Source organism: Phormidium yuhuli AB48 (assembly GCF_023983615.1).
In the GTDB taxonomy this organism is placed as follows: Bacteria; Cyanobacteriota; Cyanobacteriia; order Cyanobacteriales; family Geitlerinemataceae; genus Sodalinema; species Sodalinema yuhuli.
The window spans coordinates 4,138,652-4,164,581 of the sequence record NZ_CP098611.1 but is presented as its reverse complement, the minus strand read 5'-3'; the positions used below and the strand labels follow the sequence as shown (position 1 = coordinate 4,164,581).

The following is a 25,930-nucleotide window of genomic DNA, read 5'->3' as shown; positions in this document are numbered from 1 at the left end:
AACCGGCATTTTGTTAAATATTTCAACATTTGTGAACATCTCCAGGGATTTGTGCCTATAATCTGGCCCCATCCGTAACTTTAATTTATTTCAATTTACAACAATGATGTTTACGAACAGTACCTTAACCCTAGCGGCTTCAGGACTCACCTCCCCCTGGTCATTTCAAGTGGCCATTATCATGGTCTTCTGCAATCTCTTTGCGATCGCCATTGGTCGCTATGCCATCCAAAAACGGGGGGTGGGTCCAGCGTTGCCCATCTCCGTCCCCGGCTTATTTGAAGGATTTGGCTGGTCAGAACTCCTCGCCACCGCCAGCTTCGGCCATATTCTTGGAGCCGGTATGATCCTCGGCCTCAGCGGAGCCGGCGCCTTGTAGGAGTCGGGTGTGGGTCTAGGGAGGGGGGCGTCACATCGCTGCGCCCCCTCCCCGGCCCAGAGACCCAGTTTGAAGAGTTATCGTAAACGTTGGCGAATCCAAAGGGCAAATAAGGGAAGAGCCAGACGATAGCCGAGGTCGGGGCCATAGATTAGGCCCTTATGTTGCAGGGCGGCGATCGCCCCTTGTAAAGAGCCACCTCGGGAGAGATGATGCTTTTGAATATAATCACGACTTTGGGGTTTATCCGTCGGATCTAACGCCAACGATTCTAGGAGTTGTAACTGAGACGCCGGTAATAGCACTAAGATAGATTCAAAAATATTACTCAAATCCGCCAAAAGATCCTCCAGGGTTTCTTGAATTGCCGCCTCATCCAAGCGACCCTGATGCCAACGTCGTTGACGTAAGCGACGCACTAACATCGAGGCGTCGCCGATATGACCCTGAACCGCATTGAGAAACAAATCCAACGCTGAGGAACGCGGATCAAAACTCAATCCCACCTGATGTAACACCAACTGGGCCCAAGCCGCCACCACATCATCGGCTAAGGGGGTCAAACAAACCGTCATCAAGCCACTGGGTTCATCGAGACGATTGCGGCTTTCCGCCAGAGTCGTCACCAAAACATAGTTAGCCGTCGTATGGCGGGCGATCGCCTCTTGCAAACAGGTTTCCCATTGGCCCGTACGGTCCCAGGCGCGAATGTGGGGAAAGCCCAGAAAAATGAGAATCACCTGTCGTTCCACGGCGATGGCCAACTGTTGCGGGAATTGCAGTAACTGCTGATAGGCCTGCCAAAGATGGTCTTCCGTCAGGGCCGGCTCCCGTTGTAGGGAGAGTTTGCGTGCAGAGGTTTCGTTAAACTCAAACCAACGTTGCCCCTCCTGGCCGGCCCAATCCCGGAGAAAGGCGATCGCCCTTTGGCTTTGCACCCCCTGAGAAATCCCTTCACAGAGCAGTTGCACAAACCGTCGTCCATCCGTAGCTCGAATACAATCGACCTCAATCACCTTCGCCCCCACCTCCAAGGCGGCCCGACGGACCAGGGTCCGGCGACCGCTCCCAGGAACCCCAGCAATCAACAAATCCTTGCCATTGGCTAAGGTGTGAGTAATCTCTTGAAATTGTGCCTGGCGTCCAAATAGTTCCAGCACTGACTCCTTGGTGGGGCTACTCTTCAGTGCCATCTCAGGGGGGATCGGTCCTAGCATCGTTGAGTTCCTAGTCCTATAAACATCAACAGGGGATAGGTAGTCTCGCACTATAAGTCATATTTGCCCGTCGCACAACCAAAAGTTATAGTGCCAAGTCGTGACAACACTAAAAAATCGTGCTAGATTAATCATAACACCTGAACTGATTTGTACACCCGTCACGACTTGTCGCATCTGTGTTAGAAGCCAGCCTCCTCGCCACCATCCTCTTGGGATTCGTCGGCATGATGTTCAAACAGAACCTGTTGATGAAGATCATCTCCATGGACGTGATGAGTACCGGAGTCATCTCCTACTACGTCCTGATTGCGGCCCGCAAGGGCCTAGCCACCCCGATCCAGAAACCCGAGGAGGAGTTGATTTATGCCGATCCAGTTCCCCAAGCTGTCATCCTAACCGCCATCGTAATCGGCTTTTCCATCCAGGCCCTGATGCTGGTCGGGACCATGAAACTCGCTCATAACAATCCGACCTTAGAAACCCCGAATATTGAGCGCAACAACACACCATGACTCCTCTAACGATTGTCGGAATTACCTTACCCCTCCTAATTGGCTTAACCATCTACCTATTACCGCCACTAGCACCCTATCTCGCCTTAGGAATTACCCTTCTTTCCCTCGGCTATAGCGTGCAAATCCTGGGACATCAAGAGGTTGTGGAGCCTCAGCTTTTAGATAATTTTGGCATTAGCTTACAAATCGACTCTCTCAGTGGTTATTTTATTTTAACAAATGCTTTAGTGATGTTATCGGTTCTGATTTACTGTTGGAGCCAGAATAAATCTGCCTTTTTTTATACCCAATTCACCATTTTACAAGGAAGTCTCAATGCCGTATTTATTTCGGCGGATTTCCTGAGTCTTTACGTCAACCTAGAAGTAATTAGCATTACCGTTTTTTTGCTGATTGCCTATCCCCTAACCGACCGTCTCATTTGGATTGGCTTACGCTATCTCTTCATTAGCAATACGGCGATGCTCTTCTACCTAGTGGGAGCGATTTTAGTGTATCAAGCCAATCACTCCTTTCATTTTGACGGCTTAATGAACGCTCCCCCAGAGGCGATCGCCCTGATTCTGTTGGGACTCTTAAGCAAAGGAGGTATCTTTATATCCGGCTTATGGTCTCCTCTCACCAATGCTGAATCCGATACCTCCGTCTCGGTTCTCCTATCTGGAATCGTGGAAAAAGCCGGTGTCTTTCCCCTCATTCGCTGCGCCTTACTCCTGGAAGACATTCAACCCATTGTCCAAGTTTTGGGGATTGCGACTGCCTTTTTTGGAGTGGCGTATGGACTCTTTGAGCGAGACACCAAACGGGTGTTAGCCTCCTCAACCATTTCTCAATTGGGCTGGATTATGGTTGCCCCGGCAGTGGGGGGAATTTATGCCTTAGCCCATGGACTGGTGAAAGCCTTACTCTTTTTCGTCGTGGGAGCCTTACCCAGTCGTGATTTAGAGCAACTTCAGCAAAAACCCATGGCTAGCGTTCTCTGGGTTCCCCTCTTCATCGGTTGTTTATCTATTTCTGGCGCGCCCTTATGGGTCGGATTCGGAGCTAAGAAGTTAACCCTAGCTCAGTTACCCCTCATCCCCAACATTCTCATGACAATTGCCGCCATTGGTACGGCAGTTCTTTACGCAAAATTTGTGTTTTTACCCCATCGCTCATCCTCACGACCAGTATCTCCAAATTTTCTAATTTTGGTGGGGGTATTAATTTTAGGACTTGTGGTAGCAAACAGTGTTTATTTGCCCGCCTACACGGTCTTTAATCTCTTCAAATCTATAGCCATTGTTCTCGTGGGGTGGGGCCTCTACTGGGTCGTTTTGAGGAAGGTACATTGGCAAATTCCTCGCATTGGTGAGGCCCTAGAACATCTGTTGGGAGTGATGACTCTCGTATTAATCATCCTATTTTGGGGAGTGGTACTATGATTGGCTACCTAAATCTGTTTTTACGACTGAGTATCTGGTTTTTGCTGACGGCTGATTTCAGTATCTTGAATATTAGTCTCGGTATTGCCATCGCCTTTCTGCTACCGGGACTGAACAAAACCCCAAGTCGTCTTCAGGATTGGTTGCGAGTGTTCTGGGAGATTGTTGTGGCCGTTCCTCAAGCCTATTGGGAAGCCATTGAAATTATGGTATCTCCCCATAACCAAGAGGAAATTACCCTAGAACGGGTCAAACCTCAACGAACCCCTGGTTTGATTTTTTTGGACATCTTCTTAATTACATTTACCCCTAAAACCGTCGTGGTAAAATACCATGAAGAAGGCTGGTATGAAGTTCATAAAATTAACCGGAGTTGAGCCTCATGTTAGGAATCTTGATTGGAATGCTGGTCTGTTTACTCCTGCCGGTCTATGAAGCTTGGCAAGATGATGATATCTGGCAAAAAATTTTAGCCTTTGCCAGTATTGAAACCAAAACTTCTATGATTATTCTTGTCGTTGCTGTTCTACGGGATGATTGGATGATTGGTTTAGTGGGTGTGATTATCCTCAGTGTTGGCAATGCCGCCCTAATGCTGTTAGCTAATGTCATCAAACGACTGAATGACGTGTCAAATCGGGGGTTTTATGGTTGAAAATCTGAGTCTATTTTGTATGGGATTTGGTCTGGTGCTTTGGTTTTGGGGAACCTTTCCCTTGTTGGGACATCGCTCTGTGTTGTTTAAACTACACAGTCTTTCTGTATCGGATACTCTCGGCTCAATGAGTATTTTGTTGGGATTATTATTGAAGATTCCCAATGAATGGCCCTTGCTGTTATTAGCCCTGTTATCATTAGCTATTTGGAATACAATTTTAGGCTATGTCCTAGCCTATTGTTCTCAAAACCGCTTGGATCATGAGTGATATCTACATTGACTGGATTGTGCTGTTATTGCCCTTAACCGCCTTAATGTTGGTGCGATCGCGCAATCCCTATCAAGCCTTAGTCATTCGGGGCATTATGGGGGCGATCGCCGCTCTTGTCTATGCAGTCTTGGGGGCGGCGGATGTGGCGTTAACAGAAGCCTTAGTGGGGACAATGTTAGCCATTACCCTCTATGCGGTGGCCGTGCGTTCCTCTCTCGTGTTGCGTTTGGGGATACGGGGATCGGAGTTACAAGGATTAAGTTGCAATCGCCAGTGGGGACAACTCTGGCAAGAGTTACGCCCGATGCTGGAGCGGTATCATCTACGCTTAGAGTTAGTCACCTATCCCAACGCCGAGACCCTGCATCAGGCCCTAGTAACGGAGGAGGTTCATGCGATCGCCGAAACGGTCGATAAAGACCATAACCCCGAAAAACCCTTTCGCATGACCACCCGCATCCAACGCATCTACGAACTGATGCAAGGGGATTTGACCCTAACAGACAATCACCTCGTCACCATCCCTGACCCAACCCTGACCCCCCCAGAACCCGTCCCCTATGGAGGTCACTCGCGATGAAATGGTTTTACTTAGCGGCCGTGGGGGCCATTTTTCTGCAATTTCTCCTGTTCCCCAACCCAGCCCCGGATTGGCCCGAACCCTCCATTATTGATTTAATTGTCAATGACAGTGGAATTCCCAACACTATCACCGGGATTATTTTCAGGAATCGCATCTATGACACCATCTTTGAGGTGGTGGTATTTACCATCGCGATTATGGGCTGTAAATTTCTCTTAGCCAACGATAAACCCCTGAGCCAGGTGTATCAGTTCTCCGATCGCCCCTCAATTGTCCTAGCTCGCCTCGGGGCCCTCATCTCGGCCCTCGTCAGCATTGAATTGGCCATTCGCGGCCATCTCAGTCCCGGTGGCGGCTTTGCGGCGGGGGTGGCGGGGGGAACAGCCATTGGCCTGGTGGCGATTACCTCTAACGCTGAATGGATGGAAGGAATTTATAAACGCTGGCGAGCGGCCTTAGCCGAAAAACTGTCGGTGTTGCTGTTTATTATCCTAGCGGCGTTAACCTTACTGGGATTTTCCTTACCGGACGGCGAATTTGGCAGCCTTTTAAGTGGTGGGATGATTCCTATAATGAATATCCTCGTGGCGTTTAAGGTGGCGTTAGGGTCCTGGGCCGCCATTTTACTGTTTATCCGCTACCGAGGGTTGTTTTAAGACCTGTTGAGGGGGAAATCCCCTGAACGGGATTAGGGGCAACCGCTACAATGGAAACATCGGGGGCATGGCCGGCAAAGATGGCCCAGCAACGCCCTCATCCCCCCCACGCCGTCTCTAACAGGTTAAAAGGATAGTGCCATGCAATCAGGTGCGCGAATCGGATCGTTATTTGGGATTCCCCTGTATATCCATTCATCGTGGTTTGTCATTTTAGCCCTGTTTACCTTTGCGAAAGGGGTGGCGTGGCAGGAGACCTACAATTGGGGCGGGGCGATTCCCTTCGTGGCGGGGTTTGTCAGTTCAGTCCTGCTGTTTGCTTCGGTGCTTCTCCATGAACTCGGCCATAGTCTGACGGCCCAAACTCAGGGAATTAAGGTCAACTCCATTACCCTATTTCTCTTTGGCGGAGTGGCAGCGATTGACCGTGAATCGAAAACCCCAGGACAGGCGTTTCAGGTGGCGATCGCCGGGCCGGCGGTCAGTTTTGCCCTATTTGTGTTGTTGTCCCTCTTGGTTTCCCTCTTATCACAGTTTCCCACCCCAGCTCAGGTGTTACTAGAGGAGTTAGCCCGGATTAACTTGGTCTTATGTCTGTTTAATCTGATTCCTGGGTTACCTCTCGATGGGGGCCAAGTCCTTAAAGCGGCGATTTGGCAGGTGACGGGCGATCGCTTCAAAGCCGTTCGTTGGGCGGCAAAATCTGGGGTTGCTTTGGGAACTGGGGCCATGGCCTTAGGTTTGTTTGGGTTTCTGTTGCTTCCTGGGTTTTCGGGAGGTTTATGGATCGCTTTAATTGGCTGGTTTATTCTGCAAAATGCCAGCAACTACGGTCGGGTGACGACGTTGCAAGAACTCCTCGTCACCACTCCCGTCACGGAGGCGATGACGCGAGAGTTTCGGGTGGTGGATGGAACCATGACAATTCGCGACTTTGCCGATCGCTATCTCCTCTCTGAGATTTATGAGGGCCATTCCCAGACTCATCCCTACTTTGCTGCCTCCCACGGCCGTTATCGGGGGGCGATTCGTCCTGAAGATATCCGCAGTATTGAGCGATCGCAGTGGGACCATCAAGCGTTGGAAACCATTGCTCATCCCATTGCTGAACTGGTGACCCTTCCTGAGTCGGCGACGCTAGTTGAGGCGATTTTGCTGTTGGAGCGATCGCAGTTACGGGAGTTAACGATTCTCACCCCGGCTAGTGCCGTGGCGGGGGTGCTCGACCGAGTGGGGATTGTTCAGAGTATCGCGGCCAAAACGGGAATTACGATTCCTGCGTCAGAGATGGAATGGATTAAACGGGAGGCTCGCTATCCTAACGGGTTTCCCCTCGTGGCGATCGCCAAGTCAGTTCAACTGGATTCCTAATTATGTCTGATTCCTCCAAATCTCGGCTCTTGCCAGCTCAAGCCACTGAAATTTCTGAGTTTGAGAGCTTCCCGGCTGCGGCGTCACCCTCCCCGGAGTCTGTATCCCAGGAGTCGTCGGGCCGGAACCCCTTACAGCAGCGGCTACAAGACTGGGAGATGCGATACCGTCCCTTGGAAGTGGCCTTAGTGGAGCTGGCGGCGTTACGGCAGCCGAGGCTGTTGGAGGGAACCCTGAAGAGGCTTCGAAAAACCCCTCAGATGCTCAAGCCAGAGTCCCCGGTTGAAGGCTTAACGGCCCCTGAAGCGGTGGAGTCAGGGGATGGGCCAAGCTATTCAGATGCCTTAAACATGGAGGACGTCGACAGGGCGATCGCTCAGAAACAGGAGCAGTTGGACAATCTATTTTGGCATTGGGTGCCGCCGGCGTTGGCCGATCGCCGGGACTGGTCTTCGGTGATTGAGGAGATGGGCGATCGCCAGTTACGTCAGGAGGCGCAAATGCAACGCGGGGCCATGGCCAGCCTTATGGAACAACTCCCTTCTAATCTCCATCGCAGTGAGGTCGATGTGTTGAGTTCTGAGGCCCAGGCACTGCTGGGGACCCTCCTGGATATTGAACGGCGTCAGCGGCTGATTGAGGGCTTGGTACGGCGCGATCGCACCGTCCCCGCCGCTGTTCTGACGTTCTCGATGCTCTATGGTGTGAGCGTCATGGCCTTAGTGGTGTTATTTGTCATCTTTTGGAGTCACGGCGTTGTGGTGCAAGGGGTGAGTCAGCAGACACTCCCCCTAATTGGCCTACCCTGGCCTGTATTGGTCTGGAGTTTATTCGGGAGCCTGAGTGCCATTGTCGCTCGCTGTCTCTATGCTCCCTTCCGCCGCTTAGGGGAGATGAGCCAATGGATGCTCCTACGCCCGATTCAAGGGGTGGTCTTGGGGGGAGCCTGTTATTTTATCCTCCAGACCCTGTTGTCGTTACTCATCCCCTTACAACCAGAGACCCCACTGCAAATGACCGATGAAGCAATTTTGCTCCTGTCATTTGTCGTGGGGTTTAGCGATCGCCTCGCAAGAGGGGTCTTCGGCTGGCTATCTCAGTGGGAGCCTCAGAACCGCTGATTGTAGGGAAGTTTGGCCAGTAAGCGGGCCATCATGCAGGTGTTAGAAATTCCAGCAAAGAGCAAGCCCGCACCGACAAAGCCACTGAGAAATAGAAATCCGGGGGCGACAAAAGCTCCTAGGAGGGTGCCGATGAGGACTAAGGAGCCGGCCACAATTTGCACCTGGCGCATGATGCTAATGGGGGCATTTTTGTTGACCACGGTGGGATAACCGGCTTGTTTCCAGGCATTTAGTCCGCCATCGAGGTGGCTGACGCGCTCAACTCCCGCTGCGAAGAGTTTTTGGGCGGCTTGGGCCGAACGGGTCCCCGTTTGGCAATGGAGGACAAAGGGGCGATCGCTCGGGATATCCTCAGGATTAAAGTTAGAGAGGGGTATCAGTTGGGAACCGGCAATGTTTTCTCCGGCGTGTTCTGAGGGTTCCCGCACGTCAATGAGCCGGATTTCTCCGGCCTCTAACTGCATTCTGACGCTGCCTGGGTCAACGGCTTGGAGGCGATCGGTTGGGTTCGTGGATGGAGTGGATGTCATGGTTTTAGAGGGAATAGGCAAGAGGCAAGAGGCAAGAGGCAAGAGGCAAGAGAGAACCACGGAGTCACGGAGGACACGGAGGACAAGCCCGAGAGCGATTCCCCCCTTTTGCCTTCTAATAACCCACCTCTATGGTCGTTATTCCAGTATAACCTAGGTTGTCCCATTTAAATTTATTATGTCATATAGTAATAAAACCCTGCAAAAAACCCCCCAGTCCAGTGAACCGGGGGTTGACAAAGTATCGGAAGTGTGGTACGGGAGACGCTTTAGTCAGCGGAGACTAAGAGGTCTTCTTGGGGTTCTTGGGGTTCTTGGCTTTTGATGACCACTTTACCCTCATCATCCACATCCACTAAGGCACCGTCGCCGTCCTGAATCCGTCCGGAGAGGATTTCCTCGGCCAGACTGTCTTCGAGGAGGCGCATGATGGCCCGACGTAAGGGACGCGCTCCGTAGCTGGGGTTGTAGCCTTCTTCCACGAGACGATCTTTGAACTTCTCGGTCACCTTGAGGTCAATGCCTTGTTCCAGGAGACGGGCAAAGACTTCTTTGAGGAGGATATCGCCAATTTCCTTGACTTCCTCTTTGGTGAGTTGACGGAAGACGATGATTTCGTCGAGACGGTTGAGGAACTCGGGACGGAAGTATTGTTTGAGTTCTTCGTTGACGAGGTTGCGGATACGGTTGTATTGCGCTTCGGTTTTGTCGTCGTCGAACTCGAAGCCGAGACTGCCGCCGCCTTTCTCAATGACTTTGGAACCGATGTTGGAGGTGAGGATAATCAAGGTGTTCTTGAAGTCCACGGTGCGGCCTTTGGCGTCGGTGAGGCGACCATCTTCGAGGATTTGCAGGAGCATATTGAAGACATCGGGGTGAGCCTTCTCAATCTCATCGAAGAGAATCACCGTGTAGGGACGACGGCGCACGGCTTCCGTCAGTTGTCCACCTTCGTTATAGCCCACATAGCCGGGAGGGGAGCCAATGAGTTTAGAGACGGTGTGACGTTCCATATATTCGGACATATCCAGCCGAATCATGGCTTCTTCCGAGCCGAAGAAGTAGGAGGCCAAGGCTTTGGTTAACTCCGTTTTCCCAACCCCAGTCGGTCCCGAGAAGATGAAACTGGCAATGGGACGGTTGGGGTTTTTCAGGCCCACCCGAGCGCGACGAATGGCGCGGGAGACGGCGCGGACGGCTTCGTCTTGACCAATCAGACGCTGGTGCAGGGTTCCTTCCATGTGCAGCAGCTTCTCGGACTCGGACTCGGTGAGTTTGTTGACGGGAACGCCGGTCCAACTGGCGACGATATGGGCGATGTCCTCTTCGCCGACGGTGGGAGAATCCTCGCTGTTGTTGGTGTTCTCGTTTTTACGGCTTTGGGCGATCGCCTTAATTTCGGCTTTGATTTCCATTTCGCGATCGCGCAGGCCACCGGCTTTGTCGAAGTCCTGAGAACGCACCGCATCGTCTTTGTCTTTGAGAACCTGGCGCAATTCCTTGTCCAGTTCTTTGGCGGCGGGGGGAAGTTGAGACTCTAATAAGCGCACCCGAGAGCCTGCTTCATCGATGAGGTCGATGGCTTTGTCCGGGAGATAGCGATCGCTGATATAGCGATCGGAGAGTTTGGCGGCGGCTTCCAGGGCCAGATCGTCAATTTTCAGCTTGTGGTGCTGTTCATAGCGTTCCCGCAAGCCGTAGAGGATTTCGATGGTTTCATCCACCGTGGGTTCACCCACCATCACCGGCTGGAACCGACGTTCGAGAGCCGCATCCCGCTCAATATGCTTACGATACTCATCCAGGGTGGTGGCGCCAATACATTGCAGTTCACCCCGCGCGAGAGCCGGTTTGAGAATGTTGGCGGCGTCAATGGCCCCTTCGGCGGCCCCGGCCCCAATCAGAGTGTGAACCTCATCAATGACGAGAATCACATTTGAGGCTTGGCGAATCTCGTCCATGATTTTCTTGAGCCGTTCCTCGAACTCACCCCGGTACTTGGTTCCGGCCACCAGTAAACCAATGTCGAGGGTGACGACGCGCTTTTCTTCCAGGATATCGGGGATATCGTTGGTGCAGATCCGTTGCGCCAGTCCTTCGGCGATCGCCGTTTTCCCGACTCCAGGTTCCCCAATCAGCACTGGGTTGTTCTTGGTGCGGCGACCCAAAATCTGAATCACCCGCTCGATTTCTTTCTGACGGCCCACGACGGGATCGAGTTTTCCTTCCCCAGCCAGCTGAGTGAGATTAGAGCCAAACTCATCCAGGGTGGGGGTTTTGGTACGTCCGCCACTGGACCCTGCCGCCACTTCAGCGGTTTCACCCAACATGCGAATCACTTGGGTGCGAACCTTGGAGAGATCGACCCCGAGATTTTCCAGAACTCGGGCGGCGACCCCTTCCCCTTCACGGATAAGACCCAAGAGCAAGTGTTCCGTACCGATATAATTGTGACCCAGTTGGCGAGCTTCTTCTAGGGAGAGTTCTAAGACTCGCTTGGCTCGGGGGGTGAAGGGAATCTCCACCGCCACGAAGCCGGAGCCACGACCGATAATTTTCTCAACTTCAATGCGAGCGTCTTTTAGATTCACACCCATCGACTTGAGGACTTTGGCGGCTACGCCGGTCCCCTCACCGATTAATCCGAGGAGGATTTGCTCCGTACCCACGAAGTTATGTCCCAGGCGGCGGGCTTCCTCCTGAGCGAGCATGATGACTTTAATGGCTTTTTCTGTAAATCGTTCAAACATGGCTTACTTCCGATACCGAACAGTGTTTAAGGCGGGGGACTCGTTCTACAGAGGCTAGTTGTCGTGTTTGAATTAGCATAGCAAACCTGACTCAAGTCTTGCTATCAACTTGCTCTGGTTATAGCACCGGGATGCTTTCTCGGGGGATTTTGAGGGAATTTAACAAGGTTTTAGGATTTTTCCGCCCCAGGTCGCCATCCGATGTTGAATATGCCGATCCCATTGCTCTAATTTTTGTAAGAAATTGCTATTTTGTAGCCCACTTAACCACAAAATTAACGCATCATCCCCATTGCTATAGTACCCCCGTCGCCGGCCCGCTTCTCGAAAGCCAAATTGCTCATAGAGCGATCGCGCGGCTTGATTGTTGGCGTTGACTTCTAGGGTGGCCCGACTCAGTTGACGCTCACGAGCGGCCCAGAGTAACCCCCAGAGCATTAATTGCCCCAGGCCTCGACGGCGATAGTCAGGATGGACGGCCAGGATGGTGAGATGGGCTTCATCAAGGATGGCCCAAAGACATCCTAGGGCCAAGAGGGGATCGGGCTGCTCCGGTTTCTGGATTCCCAGCAAAATACTGTTCGGGCTATCGAGTTCTCGCTGATAGCCGTCTTGGCTCCATAGTCCACCGAAACAGACCTGATCGAGATGGAGAATTGACTCTAATTGCTCGGGGGTGAGGGGCTGTAGCACCAGAGAAGTCACAACATCAATGCGATAAAGGATTTAGGATTGGTAGCCCTTCATCGTACACTAATAATACGGGACAGGCCGAGCCACTGCCCCCATTGAGAGGCTGGGGTGGCTCGATGGTCTCCCGATGGCTTAGCCCGACTCACCGTACTTGATATCTATTTGCTCCTTTCTCAGTGTCTATGGTCTCGACTCCTTCTCTTGAAACTCCTCTGTCTGGTCGTACCTTCTTGGAAACGGCGATCGCCTCAAACTCTCCCAATCAAAGTTTAGTCCCCCTGACAACACGACTCGGGAAGAATGATGCTCTAGAAATTGGCGGCTGTGATGTGCCGACGTTGGTGCGTCGCTTTGGCTCCCCTCTCTATATCCTGGATGAAACGACTCTACGGATGGCCTGTCGTCAGTATCGTGAGGCCTTTGCTCGCTATTATGAGGGGGACAGTCTGGTGCTGTTTGCCTCCAAGGCTTGGAGTTGTTTGGCGGTGTGCGCCCTGGTGGCTCGTGAAGGCTTAGGGACGGATGTGGTGAGTGGGGGGGAACTCTATACGGCTCTCAAGGCGGGGGTTCCTGCTGATCGCATTTATCTCCATGGCAATAATAAATCGGCCCAGGAACTCAACTATGCCATTGAGTCGGGCATTACGGTGGTGGCCGATAACTGGCAGGATTTGCGCCTGTTGGTGGAGTTAATGGGCGATCGCCCCAATCCGGTGCGAGTCATGTTACGCTTCACCCCCGGCATTGAATGCCATACCCATGAGTATATTCAAACGGGCCATATTGATAGTAAATTTGGCTTTGACCCAGACTCACTCGATGAGGTGCTGCAATTCGTTGCTAAGCAGCCGAGTCTGACCTGTATTGGCCTCCATGCTCATATCGGCTCACAAATTTTTGAGTTGCAACCCCATCATGATCTCCCCGATGTCATGGTATCTTGGCTGCAACGGGCCCAAGGGTATAATCTGCCGGTGACGGAGTTAAATGTGGGTGGAGGCCTAGGGATTCGCTATACCGAGGCGGACGATCCCCCGAGTATTGAAGCTTGGGTGAAAACCATCTGCGATCGCCTCACTCGCGCCTGTGCTGAGGCGAATCTACCCTTACCGCGTCTTCTGTGTGAACCGGGGCGATCGCTCATTGGCACCGCTTGCGTCACGGCCTACAGCATCGGCTCTCGCAAAACCGTTCCCGGATTGCGCGAGTATATCACCGTGGATGGTGGAATGTCCGACAATCCCCGGCCGATTACCTATCAATCCCTGTATCGGGCCGTCATTGCCAATCGCATGAACGCCCCGGCGACGGAAACCGTTACTGTAGCTGGGAAGCATTGCGAGTCGGGAGATGTGGTCATTGCTGACGCGAAACTACCCGCCACGGAAGCGGGGGATACCCTCGTCGTCCTAGGAACCGGGGCATACAATTACAGTATGTCTTCCAACTATAACCGACTCCCTCGCCCGGCGGCGGTTTTGGTCTGCGAGGGAGAAGCGAATCTGATTTTACAGCGAGAAACCTACGAGGATCTGCTGCGTCAAGATCGCTTACCGGAACGCTTGGTTCCCAATCAAGGGTCTTAGGGGCGAATCTTACGGTTCGTAACGGGCCGTGACGGTGTGATTTCAGTCCTGAGTCGCCCACTCAGGACTGGTACGTTAGTAATGGATTTGGGTAGCGAGCAGTACGAGGAATAGACCAGAGTTCAATGGAATCTCTGTGGCAACAATGGTTAGCAAATTCAAGTGGGACTCAGCTGATGCTGTGGCGCTTGGTACAACAATCCTGGGTCATCATTGACGTTGGCTTAGTCTTTCTGTTGACCTATACCATTTTGGTGGTGGTGAGTGAGCGGCGCACCCTCTGGATGGTACAGGGTCTAGTGTTTTTAATTGTAGCGGCGGCGATCGGCAATGCCTTAAATCTGACCTTGCTGCACTTTGTCCTCGACAAGATTGCCATTATCTCGGCGGTGGCCATGGCCGTCACCCTACAATCAGAATTTCGGCAATTGCTCGAACAACTCGGACGGGGGGACTTATCGGGACTCTTTCAGTCATCCCGGGACAGTTTGCCAAAATCTGACAGTATTGTGGACGAGGTGGTGGATGCGGTCAAGGAACTCTCGCAAAACCGCACCGGGGCGATTATTGTCATGGAAACCCGGCAACCGATTGATGAACGAGATTTTTCAGTGCCAGGTGTTAAACTGAATGCCGAGGTCTCCAAGGAACTGCTACAAACGATTTTTCAAACGAGTACCCTTCTCCATGATGGTGCGGTCTTGATTCGGGCATCACGGATTATCTCAGCCGGTGCCATCTTGCCCTTGTCAGAACGTAAAGCGTCTCGACAGTTGGGAACTCGCCATCGAGCCGCCATGGGGATTACGGAACGGGTGAAAAATTGTGTCTGTGTGGTGGTCTCTGAGGAAACTGGGTCCATTTCCCTGGCGGAGCGGGGGGCCCTGAATCGTCCGCTGACGAGTAGTAAGCTCAAAGAACTCCTAGAGACTTACTTTTCGACGAAAGGGGACGGGGAAGTGGTAGCCCCCAATTGGCGCAATTTAACCCGTCAACTGAGTTATAAGGGGGGATCGGCAATTTCCCGGTTTTTCCGGCTGGCCTCCTCAGCTCCCAAGGATAAACAATAACGACCGTTTTAACGAGTAAGCGAGCAGATACAATGCAGGGGTTAACGTCCGGAAGTCCGTTCGGTTCATGGCTGATGAACTTAGGTGTGCGGTGGTGATTGAGGAAAAAAACATGAGTGCGAAGCCAACGCTCTTAGCAACGTTACCCACTGACCTCGATCCGGCGCGATTGCCGAGACACGTTGCTGCGATTATGGATGGGAATGGACGTTGGGCCCAGCGTCGAGGATTGCCCCGGTTAGTGGGGCATCAACGGGGGGTTGATGCGTTGAAGGCGTTAGTTCGTTGTTGTGATGACTGGGGGATTGAAGCCTTAACGGCCTATGCGTTTTCCACGGAAAATTGGGGACGTCCTCTGGAGGAAGTGGATTTCTTGATGATGCTGTTTGAGCGGGTTCTCCGTCAGCAGTTGAAGGAAATGATGGAAAAGAATGTCCGCATTCGCTTTGTGGGGGATCTCAGTACACTCCCAGGGTCACTTCAACGGGAAATTGAGTCGGCCATGTCTCAGACGGAGCAGAATTCTGGGATTCAGTTTACGGTGGCGACGAATTATGGCGGCCGACAGGAAATTATAGCGGCCTGTCAGGAGATTGCTAAGCAGGTGCAACGGGGAGAGTTGCAGCCGGAGGAGATTGATACGAGTTTGTTTGAGAAACATCTCTATACGGCTGGGGTGGGTGACCCGGATTTATTGATTCGCACCAGTGGTGAGATGCGCATTAGTAATTTCCTTCTCTGGCAGATTGCTTATGCGGAGTTATATGTGACAGATACCCTTTGGCCGGAGTTTGACCGTCCTGCATTCCGGGAAGCGTTGTTAGCTTATCAACGGCGCGATCGCCGTTTTGGTAAGGTGAAAACTCCTTCGATTTAGGGGGAGAGGGTCACCACAGAGTCACAGAGGACAGGTCGGAAGAGGAAGAGGAAGAGGAGGGATAAAAAAAGCCCGCCTGGGGCGGGCTGGGATGTCAAATTTGAGGAACCTATTGGGTGATTCGCTTAGCTTTGGCTGCTTTCCGGTTCAAGTTGTTGCGGTTGACTGTCGCCGAAGACGTTGAGTTTGACGACGCGGTGGACGGCTTCTGGGGCTTTGGGTAGGGTGAGGGTGAGAACTCCGTCTTGATACTCGGCTTTGGCGTCACTGTTCATGACGGGGAGGGGGAGGCTGAGGGTACGGCGGAATTTGCCGACGGGGAACTCGCTGTAGAAGCGTTTGTTATTCTCACCAGGTTGGGGTTTGTGATACTCACCGGCAATGGCGACACTTTCACGGGTGACTTCAATGTCTAGGTCGTCGCGATTGATGGCGGGGAGTAAGGCTCGTAGGATGAACGCTTCGGCTTGTTCTTCGAGTTGGATGGGAATTGACCAGTTGCGGGAGTTATCGTCTCCGGCAATTTCGTTAAAGGCACGGTTGATTTGACGTTCGAGCCGTTCGAGTTCGTTGAAGGGATTAAGGGTGTAGAGTTGCATAATGAATGTCCTCCCAATTGGCTTTTTCTAACTGCTTTGGGGAGAAGGTTGTTCCCCCTTCGTTGTTGTTTTTATTGTGGCGTTTATATTTGGAAATCGAAAGGGAGACAACCGTACTGAAACGATGCTACTTCCCGAATTTCGGTTAGTTCTAATTCAGTTGGGGGAAACCGAACCGGTGTCAGGAGATGGGGCTGGGGTAGGGCGATTGGTTGAATTCAACACATTGTGAATTGGCGATCGCCCCTAATCTAGTTAGAACAGACCCTGCAAACAGACGCGCTCTCAACGCTCATGAACTGGTTTATCACGGATACTGGAGATTGTCAGTCTCTGAACTTCCAAGCTTGGCAACCGATTCAACCCTATCGCCTCTATCGCTTTCTCACGGAACTCGATGATATTCTCCATGAGATTGAGGACGATCGCCAACGCTTAGAAGCGATCGCCCCTCGGGTCTGCGAGTTTCTGGAAACGGCAACCTGGTTGGATACCGCCTATGTCCCTCCCGATCCGCAACGAGGTTGCTCGGTCTCTAATCTCTATACTGAACCCAACTACCCGCTAACGGTGCAATTGGTGTCTTGGCATCCGGGGGCCAAGTCCACGATTCATAACCACGCCACCTGGGGGTTAGTGGCGATGTTGAGGGGTTGTGAACGGAATCGGTTTTGGCGGCGAACGACGGGTGACGGGATTGAGGAAGTGGGCGATCGCATCGTCTGTGCGGGAGAGGTGATCACCTTTAGCCCCGGGGCGATTCATCAGATTGAAGTGTTCGGGGATGAACCGACGATTTCCTTTAATCTTTACGGGGAAACAGACTTTCCTCGACGCTTTCAGTTTGATGCGATCGCCCAGACGGCGGAAAATTTCTAAGGGACTCTAAGCCATGACCATGCCGCCATCGACATTAAAGGTTTGTCCCGTAATGTAGGCGGCGGCCGGATCGGCGGCCAGGAAACGAATCAAGCCGGCCACTTCTTGAGCCTCTCCAAAGCGTCCTAGGGGAATGAACTTGAGAATCTCGTCGGATTTGAGGTCATCGGTCATATCGGTGGCGATGAACCCCGGTGCAACGGCGTTGACGGTAATGCCTCGGCTGGCCAGTTCTTTGGCAACGGTTTTACTAAAGCCAATCACCCCAGCTTTGGCGGCACTGTAGTTGGCCTGGCCCGGATTCCCCATCTGTCCGGCAACAGAGGCGATATTGATAATGCGCCCCGATTTTTGTTTCAGCATCAGTTTAGTGACGGCCCGGGTGCAGAGAAATACTCCGGTAAGGTTGAGATTAATCACCGCTTGCCAATCGGCGGGCTTCATACGCATGAGGAGGGTGTCGCGGGTGATTCCGGCGTTGTTGACTAAGACATCCACCCGTCCCCAGGTGTCGGTGGCGGCTTTAATCAGGGCATTGGCGTCTTCTTCTTGGGAGACATCGGCTTTCACGGCGATGGCCTGACTCCCCATGGCTTGAATCTCGGTAACCACTTCCTCAGCGGCGGCACTGGAACTAGCATAGTTGACCACCAGGTTGGCCCCTTCACTGGCTAGGGCCAAGGCGGTGGCCCGGCCAATCCCTCGGGACCCCCCGGTGACGATCGCCACTTTGTCGCTGAGGTGTTGTAAGTTTGCGGGTAATGCATCCATAGTTGAGATGTCCTTATTCTCGTCAAGAGTCCCTATTTTAAGGGCTGACGGACGGCGGATACATTAGGGGAGGTCAAAGAGTAGGACTTCAGTGGTTTCCTGGTGACCCGTCAGTTGTAGGTCTGGGGTTTCCCAGAGGGCGATCGCATCTCCGGCCTGTAGGGTATGCTCTTGAACTTGTACACTGCCTCGGACCACTTGAATCCAAGCCCCGCGATCGCTGGCCAGGGAATGGGTCACCGCCTCGCCGGGTTCCAGGATTGTGGCATAGATATCGGCATCTTGATAGAGCTTCACCGACCCCGGTTTGCCATCCCCAGAGGCGATACAACGCAGTTGTCCCTGTTTCTCTTCTGGGCCGATATACCGCTGTTCATAGCTGGGGTCTACGCCCTCCTGGTTGGGCAGAATCCAGATTTGCAAGAGATGGACTGGTTCTTCATCGGAGGGGTTAAATTCACTGTGGAGAATCCCCGTTCCCGCTGACATCCGTTGGACATCTCCCGGTCGCATGGTGGAACCATTGCCGAGACTGTCTTTATGGGCTAGAGCCCCATCGAGGACGTAGGTGATAATTTCCATATCTCGATGGCCATGGGTGGAAAAGCCCTGTCCCGGTTGGATGATATCTTCGTTAATCACCCGCAGACTGCGGAACCCCATGTGGTTGCGGTCGTAGTAGTGACCAAAGGAGAAACTATGATGACTGTTGAGCCAGCCTAAGTTAACTTTTCCGCGATCGTCGGCGGCACGTACACTAAACATCACTAAAATTGCCTCTAGGGGTTGACAAACTCGATGACATCTTAAATAATGGTAAATCGCGGGTGTAGAAAACCGCAACCCTACAAATACGCGGAACTGGCGGAATTGGTAGACGCGCTAGATTCAGGTTCTAGTGTTCGCTTAGGACTTCCGGGTTCAAGTCCCGGGTTCCGCATTAACCCCCAAGGGAAAAAGGGCGCCTCAGTGGAGGTCGTCCTTTTTTTTTGTTTTTGGGTCGAGTCTCCCATTGGCTCGGGAGTGGGACGGAACCGAGAGCCTGACGGAGGGGCTGCCAGTTGCGCTCCCCTTAGGATTGTACTTTAAGCCAACCTCGTCGAACAGCATAGAGCAGACGGTCAATGGTGGCTTGCTCATCTTGGGTGTAGGCTTCTTCGAGAAGGAGGCTGCGCAAAACATGTCGAGCATGGAGACTGACATATCCAGACTGCCAGATTTGGGCAAATAGGTCATCGACAGAATGTTGAGGAATTTTAAAGTGAGTGGGCATGGTCTTCGCCGATAGTTCAACGCGGTCATTTCTACTATCGGCGATCGCCCTGATAACAGCCGTGACACAATTCGCGTCACACGGTGATGTTACCGTGATGGTCAGGGTGATGGAAAGGACATTTCCCCTGTGCGTCATTTCCCCAAAGAAGGGTGACTCATATCACAAACCTAGGGATGGGCCGAATCGCTGTTGTTGTTGTCCATACAAGCCTCACAGAGTCCAAAGAACTCTAGGGTATGGTAGAAAATTTTGAACTGATGTTTGTCTTGTAGGCGATGTTCCAGGTCATGGACGGGACATTCGCCGATGGGGATTGAGGCCCCGCACTGGAGACAGGTGAGGTGATGTTTGTCTTGCTGGCGGGAACTATAGAGGGATTCCCCAGTGGCCAGGGTACGAACTTGGACGAGGCCTTCGAGTTTGAGGGAGTCGAGAGAACGATAGACTGTCGCTAGGCCCATACTCTGATTTTGCTCCCGTAACTTGATATAGATGTCTTGGGCGGAGAGCGATCGCCCTTGAGCGTTGAGGAGGGTGAGAATTTTTTCCTGGGAACGGGTGCGACGGGTTTTCATGAACAAGATCTAGAGGGGTTGATGTGGATCGTTGGGGGACGGGATGGGGTAACGTAGATTAGGTAGGACTTCCACTACTATTGTGCCAAGCATCAGAGCATTGCCGTGAGTCAAACGTATCAAGCCCAAATTTATGTCACCCTGCGTCCTTCGGTCTTAGACCCGGCAGGAACGGCGGTGCAGTCCGGATTACAACAACTCGGCTTTACAGGAGTTGCCGGAGTCCGCATTGGTAAATATGTTGAATTGACCGTGACGGCGGAGACGGAGGCTGAGGCTCGACAACAGGTAGACCAGATGTGCGATCGCCTCTTGGCTAATCCCACCATTGAGAACTATCGCTTTGAGGTTCAGGCCCTGACGGAAGGAGTGGCGGCATGAAATTTGCTGTAATTGTCTTTCCGGGGTCCAATTGCGATCGCGATGTTATCTATGTCACTCAAGATATCCTCAAACAGCCCACTCGCAAAGTCTGGCATCAGGACACGGATTTAGGAGATAGTGATGTGGTGGTGGTTCCCGGAGGCTTTAGTTATGGGGACTATCTCCGCTGCGGGGCGATCGCCCGCTTTTCTCCGATTATGCGATCGGTTCTCGATCATGCCAAGGCCGGTAAGCCGGTGTTGGGAATTTGCAATGGCTTCCAAATCCTCACGGAAGTTGGGTTACTCCCCGGGGCCTTAGTCCGCAATCGCGATCTTCATTTTATTTGCGATCGCGTCCCCCTGAGAGTAGAACATCCAGAGCGACTCTGGACTAACGCCTATGGCAGCCAAACCCAGATTACCTTGCCCATCGCTCATGGGGAAGGCCGCTATCATGCCGATGCTGAGACTCTCGCTCAACTCGAAGACCAAGGCCAGGTTCTCTTTCGCTACTGTCGGCCCTCGGGAGCGGTGGACGAAGCGGGAAATCCCAACGGTTCGTTAAATAATATTGCAGGGATTTGCAATGAAGCAGGAAATGTGCTAGGGATGATGCCGCACCCTGAACGAGCCGCTGACCCACAACTGGGGGCTACGGATGGTTTAGCTTTGTTTAAAGGGCTGCTTCAGAGTCAACTCGCGGCGGTCTAAGCCTACAATACTGTCAACGAACGTTTGGAGGTTGTGAACCATGGCAATCGAAGTGAAGATTCCCGATATGGCCTGTGGGGCTTGTGCCAGTACCATTACCGAGGCGATTCAGAAGTTGGACGCGACGGCAGAAGTTCGCGCCAATTTGGAGACAAAATTGGTTTCTATTGAGACGACACAGCCGGATGAGACGGTGAAGTCGGTGATTACTGAGGCTGGGTATACGGTGGATTAGAGGCAAGAGGCAAGAGGCAAGAGGCAAGAGGCAAGAGAGAACCACGTAGGGGCGCACCCTTGTGGTAGGCCGAGGACACAGAGGACAAACCCGAGACGGACTCTCCCCTTTTGCCTTCTTCCACCCTTTTGCCTTTTGCCTTTTGCCTTTTGCCTTCTTCCCCCCTTTTGCCTTCTTCCCCCCTTTTGCCTTTTGCCTTCTTCTCCTATCTCAACAACGTCCGAATCATGCTTTGGGCCTGACTGCCGTAGCCGCCGCCGAAGAGGTTGTAGTGGTTGATGATGTGATAGAGATTGTAGAGGGTTTTGCGGCGATCGTAGCCGTCATCGAGGGGCCATTCCTGGTTGTATCCCTGGTAGAAGGCAGCGGGGAAACCGCCAAATAGTTCGGTCATGGCGATGTCTACCTCGCGATCGCCGTAATAGGTGGCGGGGTCGAAAATTACGGGTTCTCCCTCGGCGGTGACGGAGGCGTTGCCCCCCCAGAGGTCGCCATGGACAATGGAGGCAATGGGAGTATGGCCGGCTAAGAGTTGGGGAATCGTCTCGACTAACTCATCCGCCCCCGTAAAACGCATTCCCTTGCGGGCCGCCAGACGCAGTTGAAAGCCGATGCGATGTTCGGCGAAGAACTCGGCCCAATCCTCAGTCCAGGGATTCATCTGAGGGGTGGCCCCGATGGTGTTGCTACGGTCCCAGCCGAAGCGATCGCGGGTTCCGGTACGGTGCATTTGCGCCAGTTTGCGCCCCATCTCCTGCCAAACTCCAGAACCGCCCCCCCGGCCCTGTAAGTCCAGATATTCCATCACCAGATAGGCGGAGTTGCCAGCGGTTCCCCAACAAATGGGTTTGGGAACGCGGATGGTGTGGGTTTCCCACATCTCCTTAACTCCCACAGCCTCGGCGATGAACATGTCTAGGGTGGAGGCTTGGTTGAGTTTGATAAAAAAGGTGCGCTCTCCGTCAGATAGGGTACTGCTTTGATTGATGCAGCCTCCCCCGACGGAACGGTTCTGGGAGATGTTAAAGGGTTCTCCGGTGGCCTGGCTAATCTCGGCGGCGATTTGCTCCCACATTGGCATTTTGGGTTGGGGGTTCACAGGGGTAGACAGTCTAGCCTTAAGCCTAGGACAGTCAGGGGTTGACTTGCAAACCAAAGTAGGTCAACACCAGTTCCTCCTCTCCGGTGTTGGCGATTTCGTGGACTTCCCCGATATCGACGGCGACACAGGTTCCGGGTTCGAGGGGATAGGCTTGTCCGTCGATGGTGATGGTTCCTGAACCGGATTCGACGAAGAAGACTTCACTCATGTTGTCGTGGGAATGACCGGGGGCCACTTGTCCGGGGGCAAATCGGGCCTGGGAAAAGTTGGTTAAATGGGGCAAGTCCCCCTTACGCAACATGACTTGTTTGCGAATGTTGGGATTGTGGGATACCCCTTCTGAGGGAATCTGGGTTAGGGAGTGGTGTTTCATGGAAATGGGGACTGGGCAAACGCAAGCTAGAACGACGAGTGGGGGGTTTTGTTCCCCTTACCTCGCCCTAACTTGATTAAAGAAACAACTTCTGGCTCCCGTATGACAGGCGACATCCCCCACTTGGTCAATTTTGAGGAGGATGGTGTCGCCGTCGCAGTCGTAGGCGATGGATTTGACTTTTTGGATATGACCGGAGGTGGCGCCTTTGTGCCATAATTCCTGGCGGGAGCGACTCCAGTAATGGGCTTCACCACTGTCGAGGGTGCGTTCGATGGATTCTCGATTCATCCAGGCCATCATTAAGACGGCACCATCTTTGTGATCTTGAGCGATGGCGGGGATTAAGCCGCGAGCGTCGAATTTAAGCTGTTCGATCCACAATCGATCTTGATTGATGCTCTTGAGGGTCATGGGCCTTAGAAAAAGCTTAGAAAAAGTCTGACAGTCCTGGAAGATCGCCGGCAAAGATGACATTGGCTAGGGCGATCGCCTCAGGTGTGCCTTCAATATAGCCCAAATGGTGCAACTGCGAGGCACTCCACAAGCCACTGTAGAGGGGGGCAAGATGGCTAATGTGCAAGCGCAATTCTCCCCGTCCACCCCGTGTTACTTGAGGTTTACCCTCGTCGAGGGAGAGGATGAGGCGATCGCAATTTCCGGGCAAAATCTCATCCTCAACCTCCAGATGCAGTTCCCCCGATAGGCGAGGATAACCCCGTTGCTGTAGGGCGCTTTCCAAATGGACAATACGCCAGGAGAGCATCATCTGCTCCCTGGGAACTAGGGTATCTAGGGGAAGGGTTAACATCGTGGCATCAAGCTGTGGTCCATGCCAAGAGGCTGAGGTCATTTGAGAGCGATGGCTATGGAGGAAGGCCCAAAAACTCTGAATGGCGGCTGGGGTGAGGAGGACGCGATCGCGAATCTCCATTAAACCCTCCTGGAACCCCTGCTTTTGGCGGAAGATAATATAGCCTTCTGGGGCACTGCGATCGCCAAAGAGATAGGTATAGACTGGGCTATCGAGGGGCATAAAGCTGTGCCAAATGAGATGCCACAGGAACTGACGACGTTGCACGGCGCCATTGTGACGAGAGGCGAACTGTTCATAGAGGGGGGCGATCGCCTCGGTCTGGTTTTCAACAGGAACACAGGCCAGTTGAGGCTTCTGGGGTTTCAAGCTGGCGATCGGGATTTCCCAAAGACAGCGGCTGATTGCCTGTTCATAGCCCAACTTACGATAGAGGGGGGGCGTCGCCGGATAGAGACTCGACAGGGGAATTTTCTCTTGATAGAGTTCCCGCAGCAGGGTCCCCAATAGGGTGCTAGCGGCCCCAGTTCCCCGATATTCCGGGGCAATTCCCACCGCCGACACCCCCATCGTCTCTACTAACTTTCCCCCCAACCAATGGCCTGTAGGGATTTTGATTAAGCCTCCGGCAATCTCGTTATCCCGACGCACAAGCCGATAGTTCTCCTGGCCCACCAACTCGATATAGGAGGCGCAATTCTCCAGAGGAATCAGAAAACATTGACTCAAAATCTCATTGAGCCGCTTCCCGTCCTCAGAGTCGGATAAAATGTCGTAATGCCAAGATTCAGTCATAAACAGCCACCTCTTTTCCGAAAATTGTACTCCACCTGCCTCCACCCGGGATGCAGCCCCGACTCGTCCCCTCATCCTCTCTCTGTGTCCTCTGTGACTCCGTGGTTCCCCCTCTCCCCCCATGCTTGATACCCATCTCAACCAATTCGCCCGCTTTGGAGTTCACCTCGGCTTAGAACGGATCCAACGACTGTTAAGGGATTTAGGAAATCCTCAGCATCAGGTTCCGCTGATTCATGTAGCGGGAACCAATGGTAAAGGTTCGGTTTGTGCCTATCTCAGTTCTATCCTGACGGCGGCGGGCTACCGAACGGGGCGTTATACGTCACCTCATTTAACCCATTGGTGTGAGCGGATTTGTCTGGATGGCCATCCCATTTCTGAGGCGCGGTTTGAGGCGTTGCTGCAACGGGTTGAGGCGGCGATTGTCCCCGATGAACCCACTCCCACTCAGTTTGAGGTGGTGACGGCGGCGGCCTGGTTGTATTTTGCTGAGTCGGCGGTGGATGTGGCGGTGGTTGAGGTGGGATTGGGGGGACGTTTGGATGCAACGAATGTCTGCGATCGCCCCCTGGTGAGTGTGATTACGTCCATTAGTCGCGACCATTGGCAACGTTTGGGTAATACGTTAGGGGAGATTGCGGGGGAAAAGGCGGGAATCCTCAAGGCGAATTGTGCGGCGGTGGTGGGGCCGTTACCGCTGGAGGCCCAACAGGTGGTACAAGGGCGAATTGAGGCCTTGAACTGTCCGGCGGTTTGGGTGGAACCGGCGATTCGGGTTGGGGGGAATCGGGTTCAGGTGCAGGGGTTTGAGTATGAGTTGTCTCTGGGGGGGGCGGTTCAATATGTCAATTCGGCGATCGCCCTGGCGGTGATTCGTCAGTTACACCAGCAAGGCTGGGAGATTTCCGATGAGGCGATTCGTCGGGGGATGTTGACGACACGCTGGGCGGGACGGTTGCAATGGATATTGTATGAGAATCGGCGGGTTTTAATGGATGGGGCCCATAATGTGGCGGCGGCCCAGGCGTTACGGGATTATGTGGAGAGTTTGCAAACGCCGGTGACGTGGGTGATGGGAATGTTGGCGACGAAGGATACTGAGGGGATTTTGGCGAGTTTGTTACGGGGGGGCGATCGCCTAATTCTTTTACCGATTCCCGGCCATCAGTTTATGCCTTTGGAGGAGTTGTCCCAGCAGGCGATGGCCGCTTGTCCTGATATCTCCCTGGAGTTCGCTGAGGAGGTGGATGAGGCGTTGACGCAGGCCGCGTTGGATGGCGATCGCCTTCCAGTCCTCTGTGGTTCTCTCTATTTGATTGGCCATTTTTTACAAAGCCAAGGAAAACAAGAACCCATGAAACCCCTGATATGAAAGGGTTTCTGGCTTGATACACCCCAGGCTCAGCTCCCTCTTGAGACAGGATTTAGGCTGAGGGTGATCAATTCACTGTAATTTCGAGTATGATAATCATTATCATTTTTAGATAAGACTCACCAACCCAGTTTAAGTATGCTATGCTCGATAGATAGTATCGGTTCTGATGGGGAGCAGCCATCAGACGTAAGGGGGAAAGTCCGGTGTAAATCCGGCGCTGTCCCGCAGCTGTAAGGAGAGGTCGCACTCTCTAAGTCAGAATGCCCGCCGAATCGTCTCCGTTGGAGATGCACCATGTTCGTTTTTGTCTGCGAGGCACAGATAATGGTTCACGTAGTTTTTTTACAACC

General features: G+C 52.9%; 31 protein-coding genes, 1 tRNA gene and 1 riboswitch. Of the genes, 19 read left to right on the top strand and 13 right to left on the bottom strand.

Features of this window, described 5'->3' with window-relative positions:
- The first annotated feature begins 103 nt into the window (after nt 1-103).
- Nucleotides 104-379 carry a photosystem I reaction center subunit PsaK gene (psaK, locus tag NEA10_RS17935; protein ID WP_374111798.1) on the top strand — a complete coding sequence of 92 codons (276 nt, stop codon included), beginning with the start codon at nt 104-106 and terminating at the stop codon, nt 377-379.
- Nucleotides 380-456: 77 nt separating this feature from the next.
- Here the strand turns inward: psaK and NEA10_RS17930 are convergent, their stop codons facing one another.
- Nucleotides 457-1,596, bottom strand: a complete 1,140-nt coding sequence (locus NEA10_RS17930; RefSeq protein WP_252662705.1) for an ATP-binding protein — start codon at nt 1,594-1,596, stop codon at nt 457-459.
- A 179-nt stretch (nt 1,597-1,775) separates the two neighbouring features.
- Here NEA10_RS17930 and NEA10_RS17925 point away from each other — a divergent pair, with 179 nt between their 5' ends.
- From NEA10_RS17925 to NEA10_RS17885, 9 genes are all read left to right on the top strand, one after another.
- Nucleotides 1,776-2,111: a cation:proton antiporter subunit C gene (locus NEA10_RS17925; RefSeq protein WP_252662704.1), complete on the top strand. Its 336-nt coding sequence runs from the start codon at nt 1,776-1,778 to the stop codon at nt 2,109-2,111.
- A complete protein-coding gene (locus NEA10_RS17920) occupies nt 2,108-3,538 on the top strand; it encodes a cation:proton antiporter (RefSeq protein ID WP_252662703.1) in 1,431 nt (476 codons plus the stop codon). The genes NEA10_RS17925 and NEA10_RS17920 overlap by 4 nt, the downstream gene beginning before the upstream one ends.
- A complete protein-coding gene (locus NEA10_RS17915; protein ID WP_252662702.1) occupies nt 3,535-3,915 on the top strand; it encodes a Na+/H+ antiporter subunit E in 381 nt (126 codons plus the stop codon). Before NEA10_RS17920 ends, NEA10_RS17915 begins: the two co-directional genes overlap by 4 nt.
- Before the next feature lie 5 nt (nt 3,916-3,920).
- On the top strand, nt 3,921-4,193 hold the full coding sequence (locus NEA10_RS17910) for a hypothetical protein (RefSeq protein ID WP_252662701.1): 273 nt from the start codon (nt 3,921-3,923) through the stop codon (nt 4,191-4,193).
- Entirely contained in the window at nt 4,186-4,464 is a 279-nt protein-coding gene (locus tag NEA10_RS17905) for a monovalent cation/H(+) antiporter subunit G (RefSeq protein ID WP_252662700.1), read from the top strand. Before NEA10_RS17910 ends, NEA10_RS17905 begins: the two co-directional genes overlap by 8 nt.
- Entirely contained in the window at nt 4,457-5,047 is a 591-nt protein-coding gene (locus tag NEA10_RS17900) for a DUF4040 domain-containing protein (protein ID WP_252662699.1), read from the top strand. The genes NEA10_RS17905 and NEA10_RS17900 overlap by 8 nt, the downstream gene beginning before the upstream one ends.
- Nucleotides 5,044-5,706 carry a Na(+)/H(+) antiporter subunit B gene (locus NEA10_RS17895; protein ID WP_252662698.1) on the top strand — a complete coding sequence of 221 codons (663 nt, stop codon included), beginning with the start codon at nt 5,044-5,046 and terminating at the stop codon, nt 5,704-5,706. Before NEA10_RS17900 ends, NEA10_RS17895 begins: the two co-directional genes overlap by 4 nt.
- Nucleotides 5,707-5,847: 141 nt before the next feature.
- Nucleotides 5,848-7,077, top strand: coding sequence for a site-2 protease family protein (locus tag NEA10_RS17890; RefSeq protein ID WP_252662697.1), 1,230 nt, complete (start codon nt 5,848-5,850; stop codon nt 7,075-7,077).
- A gap of 2 nt (nt 7,078-7,079) precedes the next feature.
- The gene (locus NEA10_RS17885) at nt 7,080-8,198 is read left to right on the top strand and encodes a hypothetical protein (protein WP_252662696.1); all 1,119 of its coding nucleotides are present in this window, start codon (nt 7,080-7,082) and stop codon (nt 8,196-8,198) included.
- Here NEA10_RS17885 and NEA10_RS17880 read toward each other — a convergent pair.
- The 3 genes from NEA10_RS17880 to NEA10_RS17870 form a co-directional block, all read right to left on the bottom strand.
- Nucleotides 8,186-8,731, bottom strand: coding sequence for a rhodanese-like domain-containing protein (locus NEA10_RS17880; protein ID WP_309494384.1), 546 nt, complete (start codon nt 8,729-8,731; stop codon nt 8,186-8,188). The genes NEA10_RS17885 and NEA10_RS17880 overlap by 13 nt on opposite strands.
- Before the next feature lie 269 nt (nt 8,732-9,000).
- Nucleotides 9,001-11,481, bottom strand: a complete 2,481-nt coding sequence (locus NEA10_RS17875) for an ATP-dependent Clp protease ATP-binding subunit (protein WP_252662695.1) — start codon at nt 11,479-11,481, stop codon at nt 9,001-9,003.
- A gap of 159 nt (nt 11,482-11,640) precedes the next feature.
- Nucleotides 11,641-12,186, bottom strand: coding sequence for a GNAT family N-acetyltransferase (locus NEA10_RS17870; protein ID WP_252662694.1), 546 nt, complete (start codon nt 12,184-12,186; stop codon nt 11,641-11,643).
- 170 nt (nt 12,187-12,356) lie between these two features.
- On the opposite strand from NEA10_RS17870, the gene lysA reads away from it, so the two are divergent.
- The 3 genes from lysA to uppS all read left to right on the top strand — a co-directional run bounded on the left by lysA (nt 12,357) and on the right by uppS (nt 15,707).
- Nucleotides 12,357-13,760, top strand: coding sequence for a diaminopimelate decarboxylase (lysA, locus tag NEA10_RS17865; protein WP_252662693.1), 1,404 nt, complete (start codon nt 12,357-12,359; stop codon nt 13,758-13,760).
- A gap of 176 nt (nt 13,761-13,936) precedes the next feature.
- The gene (cdaA, locus tag NEA10_RS17860) at nt 13,937-14,830 is read left to right on the top strand and encodes a diadenylate cyclase CdaA (RefSeq protein ID WP_252662692.1); all 894 of its coding nucleotides are present in this window, start codon (nt 13,937-13,939) and stop codon (nt 14,828-14,830) included.
- 112 nt (nt 14,831-14,942) lie between these two features.
- On the top strand, nt 14,943-15,707 hold the full coding sequence (gene uppS, locus NEA10_RS17855; protein WP_252665401.1) for an undecaprenyl pyrophosphate synthase: 765 nt from the start codon (nt 14,943-14,945) through the stop codon (nt 15,705-15,707).
- Nucleotides 15,708-15,832: 125 nt separating this feature from the next.
- On the opposite strand, the gene NEA10_RS17850 is transcribed toward uppS, so the two are convergent.
- Complete coding sequence (locus tag NEA10_RS17850; RefSeq protein WP_252662691.1) at nt 15,833-16,306, bottom strand: Hsp20/alpha crystallin family protein; 474 nt, start codon at nt 16,304-16,306, stop codon at nt 15,833-15,835.
- A 294-nt stretch (nt 16,307-16,600) separates the two neighbouring features.
- Here NEA10_RS17850 and NEA10_RS17845 point away from each other — a divergent pair, with 294 nt between their 5' ends.
- A complete protein-coding gene (locus tag NEA10_RS17845) occupies nt 16,601-17,185 on the top strand; it encodes a cysteine dioxygenase family protein (RefSeq protein ID WP_252662690.1) in 585 nt (194 codons plus the stop codon).
- 6 nt (nt 17,186-17,191) lie between these two features.
- On the opposite strand, the gene fabG is transcribed toward NEA10_RS17845, so the two are convergent.
- Together fabG and NEA10_RS17835 are read right to left on the bottom strand one after the other, a co-directional pair.
- Complete coding sequence (gene fabG, locus NEA10_RS17840; protein ID WP_252662689.1) at nt 17,192-17,956, bottom strand: 3-oxoacyl-[acyl-carrier-protein] reductase; 765 nt, start codon at nt 17,954-17,956, stop codon at nt 17,192-17,194.
- Between the two features lie 63 nt (nt 17,957-18,019).
- Entirely contained in the window at nt 18,020-18,721 is a 702-nt protein-coding gene (locus NEA10_RS17835; RefSeq protein ID WP_252662688.1) for a pirin family protein, read from the bottom strand.
- A gap of 90 nt (nt 18,722-18,811) precedes the next feature.
- On the opposite strand from NEA10_RS17835, the gene NEA10_RS17830 reads away from it, so the two are divergent.
- Nucleotides 18,812-18,896, top strand: a tRNA-Leu gene (locus NEA10_RS17830).
- A 132-nt stretch (nt 18,897-19,028) separates the two neighbouring features.
- On the opposite strand, the gene NEA10_RS17825 is transcribed toward NEA10_RS17830, so the two are convergent.
- Together NEA10_RS17825 and NEA10_RS17820 are read right to left on the bottom strand one after the other, a co-directional pair.
- A complete protein-coding gene (locus NEA10_RS17825) occupies nt 19,029-19,367 on the bottom strand; it encodes a hypothetical protein (protein WP_252662687.1) in 339 nt (112 codons plus the stop codon).
- Nucleotides 19,368-19,399: 32 nt separating this feature from the next.
- Nucleotides 19,400-19,807: a Fur family transcriptional regulator gene (locus NEA10_RS17820; RefSeq protein ID WP_252662686.1), complete on the bottom strand. Its 408-nt coding sequence runs from the start codon at nt 19,805-19,807 to the stop codon at nt 19,400-19,402.
- Nucleotides 19,808-19,912: 105 nt separating this feature from the next.
- Here NEA10_RS17820 and purS point away from each other — a divergent pair, with 105 nt between their 5' ends.
- Genes purS through NEA10_RS17805 form a run of 3 tightly spaced genes read left to right on the top strand, consistent with a single transcriptional unit; the run spans nt 19,913 to nt 21,118 of the window.
- A complete protein-coding gene (purS, locus tag NEA10_RS17815) occupies nt 19,913-20,188 on the top strand; it encodes a phosphoribosylformylglycinamidine synthase subunit PurS (protein ID WP_252662685.1) in 276 nt (91 codons plus the stop codon).
- A complete protein-coding gene (gene purQ / locus NEA10_RS17810; RefSeq protein ID WP_252662684.1) occupies nt 20,185-20,883 on the top strand; it encodes a phosphoribosylformylglycinamidine synthase subunit PurQ in 699 nt (232 codons plus the stop codon). Before purS ends, purQ begins: the two co-directional genes overlap by 4 nt.
- Before the next feature lie 40 nt (nt 20,884-20,923).
- Nucleotides 20,924-21,118 (top strand): heavy-metal-associated domain-containing protein, encoded by a 195-nt coding sequence (locus NEA10_RS17805; RefSeq protein WP_252662683.1) that lies wholly within the window; start codon nt 20,924-20,926, stop codon nt 21,116-21,118.
- Nucleotides 21,119-21,323: 205 nt separating this feature from the next.
- Here NEA10_RS17805 and NEA10_RS17800 read toward each other — a convergent pair whose 3' ends face one another.
- From NEA10_RS17800 to NEA10_RS17785, 4 genes are read right to left on the bottom strand one after another with little or no spacing between them, the layout of a single operon-like run.
- Nucleotides 21,324-22,193, bottom strand: a complete 870-nt coding sequence (locus NEA10_RS17800) for a fructosamine kinase family protein (protein WP_252665400.1) — start codon at nt 22,191-22,193, stop codon at nt 21,324-21,326.
- Nucleotides 22,194-22,251: 58 nt separating this feature from the next.
- On the bottom strand, nt 22,252-22,593 hold the full coding sequence (locus NEA10_RS17795; RefSeq protein WP_252662682.1) for a cupin domain-containing protein: 342 nt from the start codon (nt 22,591-22,593) through the stop codon (nt 22,252-22,254).
- A 57-nt stretch (nt 22,594-22,650) separates the two neighbouring features.
- Nucleotides 22,651-23,007: a phosphoribosyl-AMP cyclohydrolase gene (gene hisI, locus NEA10_RS17790; RefSeq protein WP_252662681.1), complete on the bottom strand. Its 357-nt coding sequence runs from the start codon at nt 23,005-23,007 to the stop codon at nt 22,651-22,653.
- A gap of 16 nt (nt 23,008-23,023) precedes the next feature.
- Nucleotides 23,024-24,202: a GNAT family N-acetyltransferase gene (locus tag NEA10_RS17785; protein WP_252662680.1), complete on the bottom strand. Its 1,179-nt coding sequence runs from the start codon at nt 24,200-24,202 to the stop codon at nt 23,024-23,026.
- A gap of 121 nt (nt 24,203-24,323) precedes the next feature.
- Between NEA10_RS17785 and NEA10_RS17780 the strand changes: the two genes are divergently transcribed.
- The gene (locus NEA10_RS17780) at nt 24,324-25,577 is read left to right on the top strand and encodes a bifunctional folylpolyglutamate synthase/dihydrofolate synthase (RefSeq protein ID WP_252662679.1); all 1,254 of its coding nucleotides are present in this window, start codon (nt 24,324-24,326) and stop codon (nt 25,575-25,577) included.
- A 144-nt stretch (nt 25,578-25,721) separates the two neighbouring features.
- Nucleotides 25,722-25,865: riboswitch (cobalamin riboswitch) on the top strand.
- The last annotated feature ends 65 nt before the right edge of the window (nt 25,866-25,930 follow it).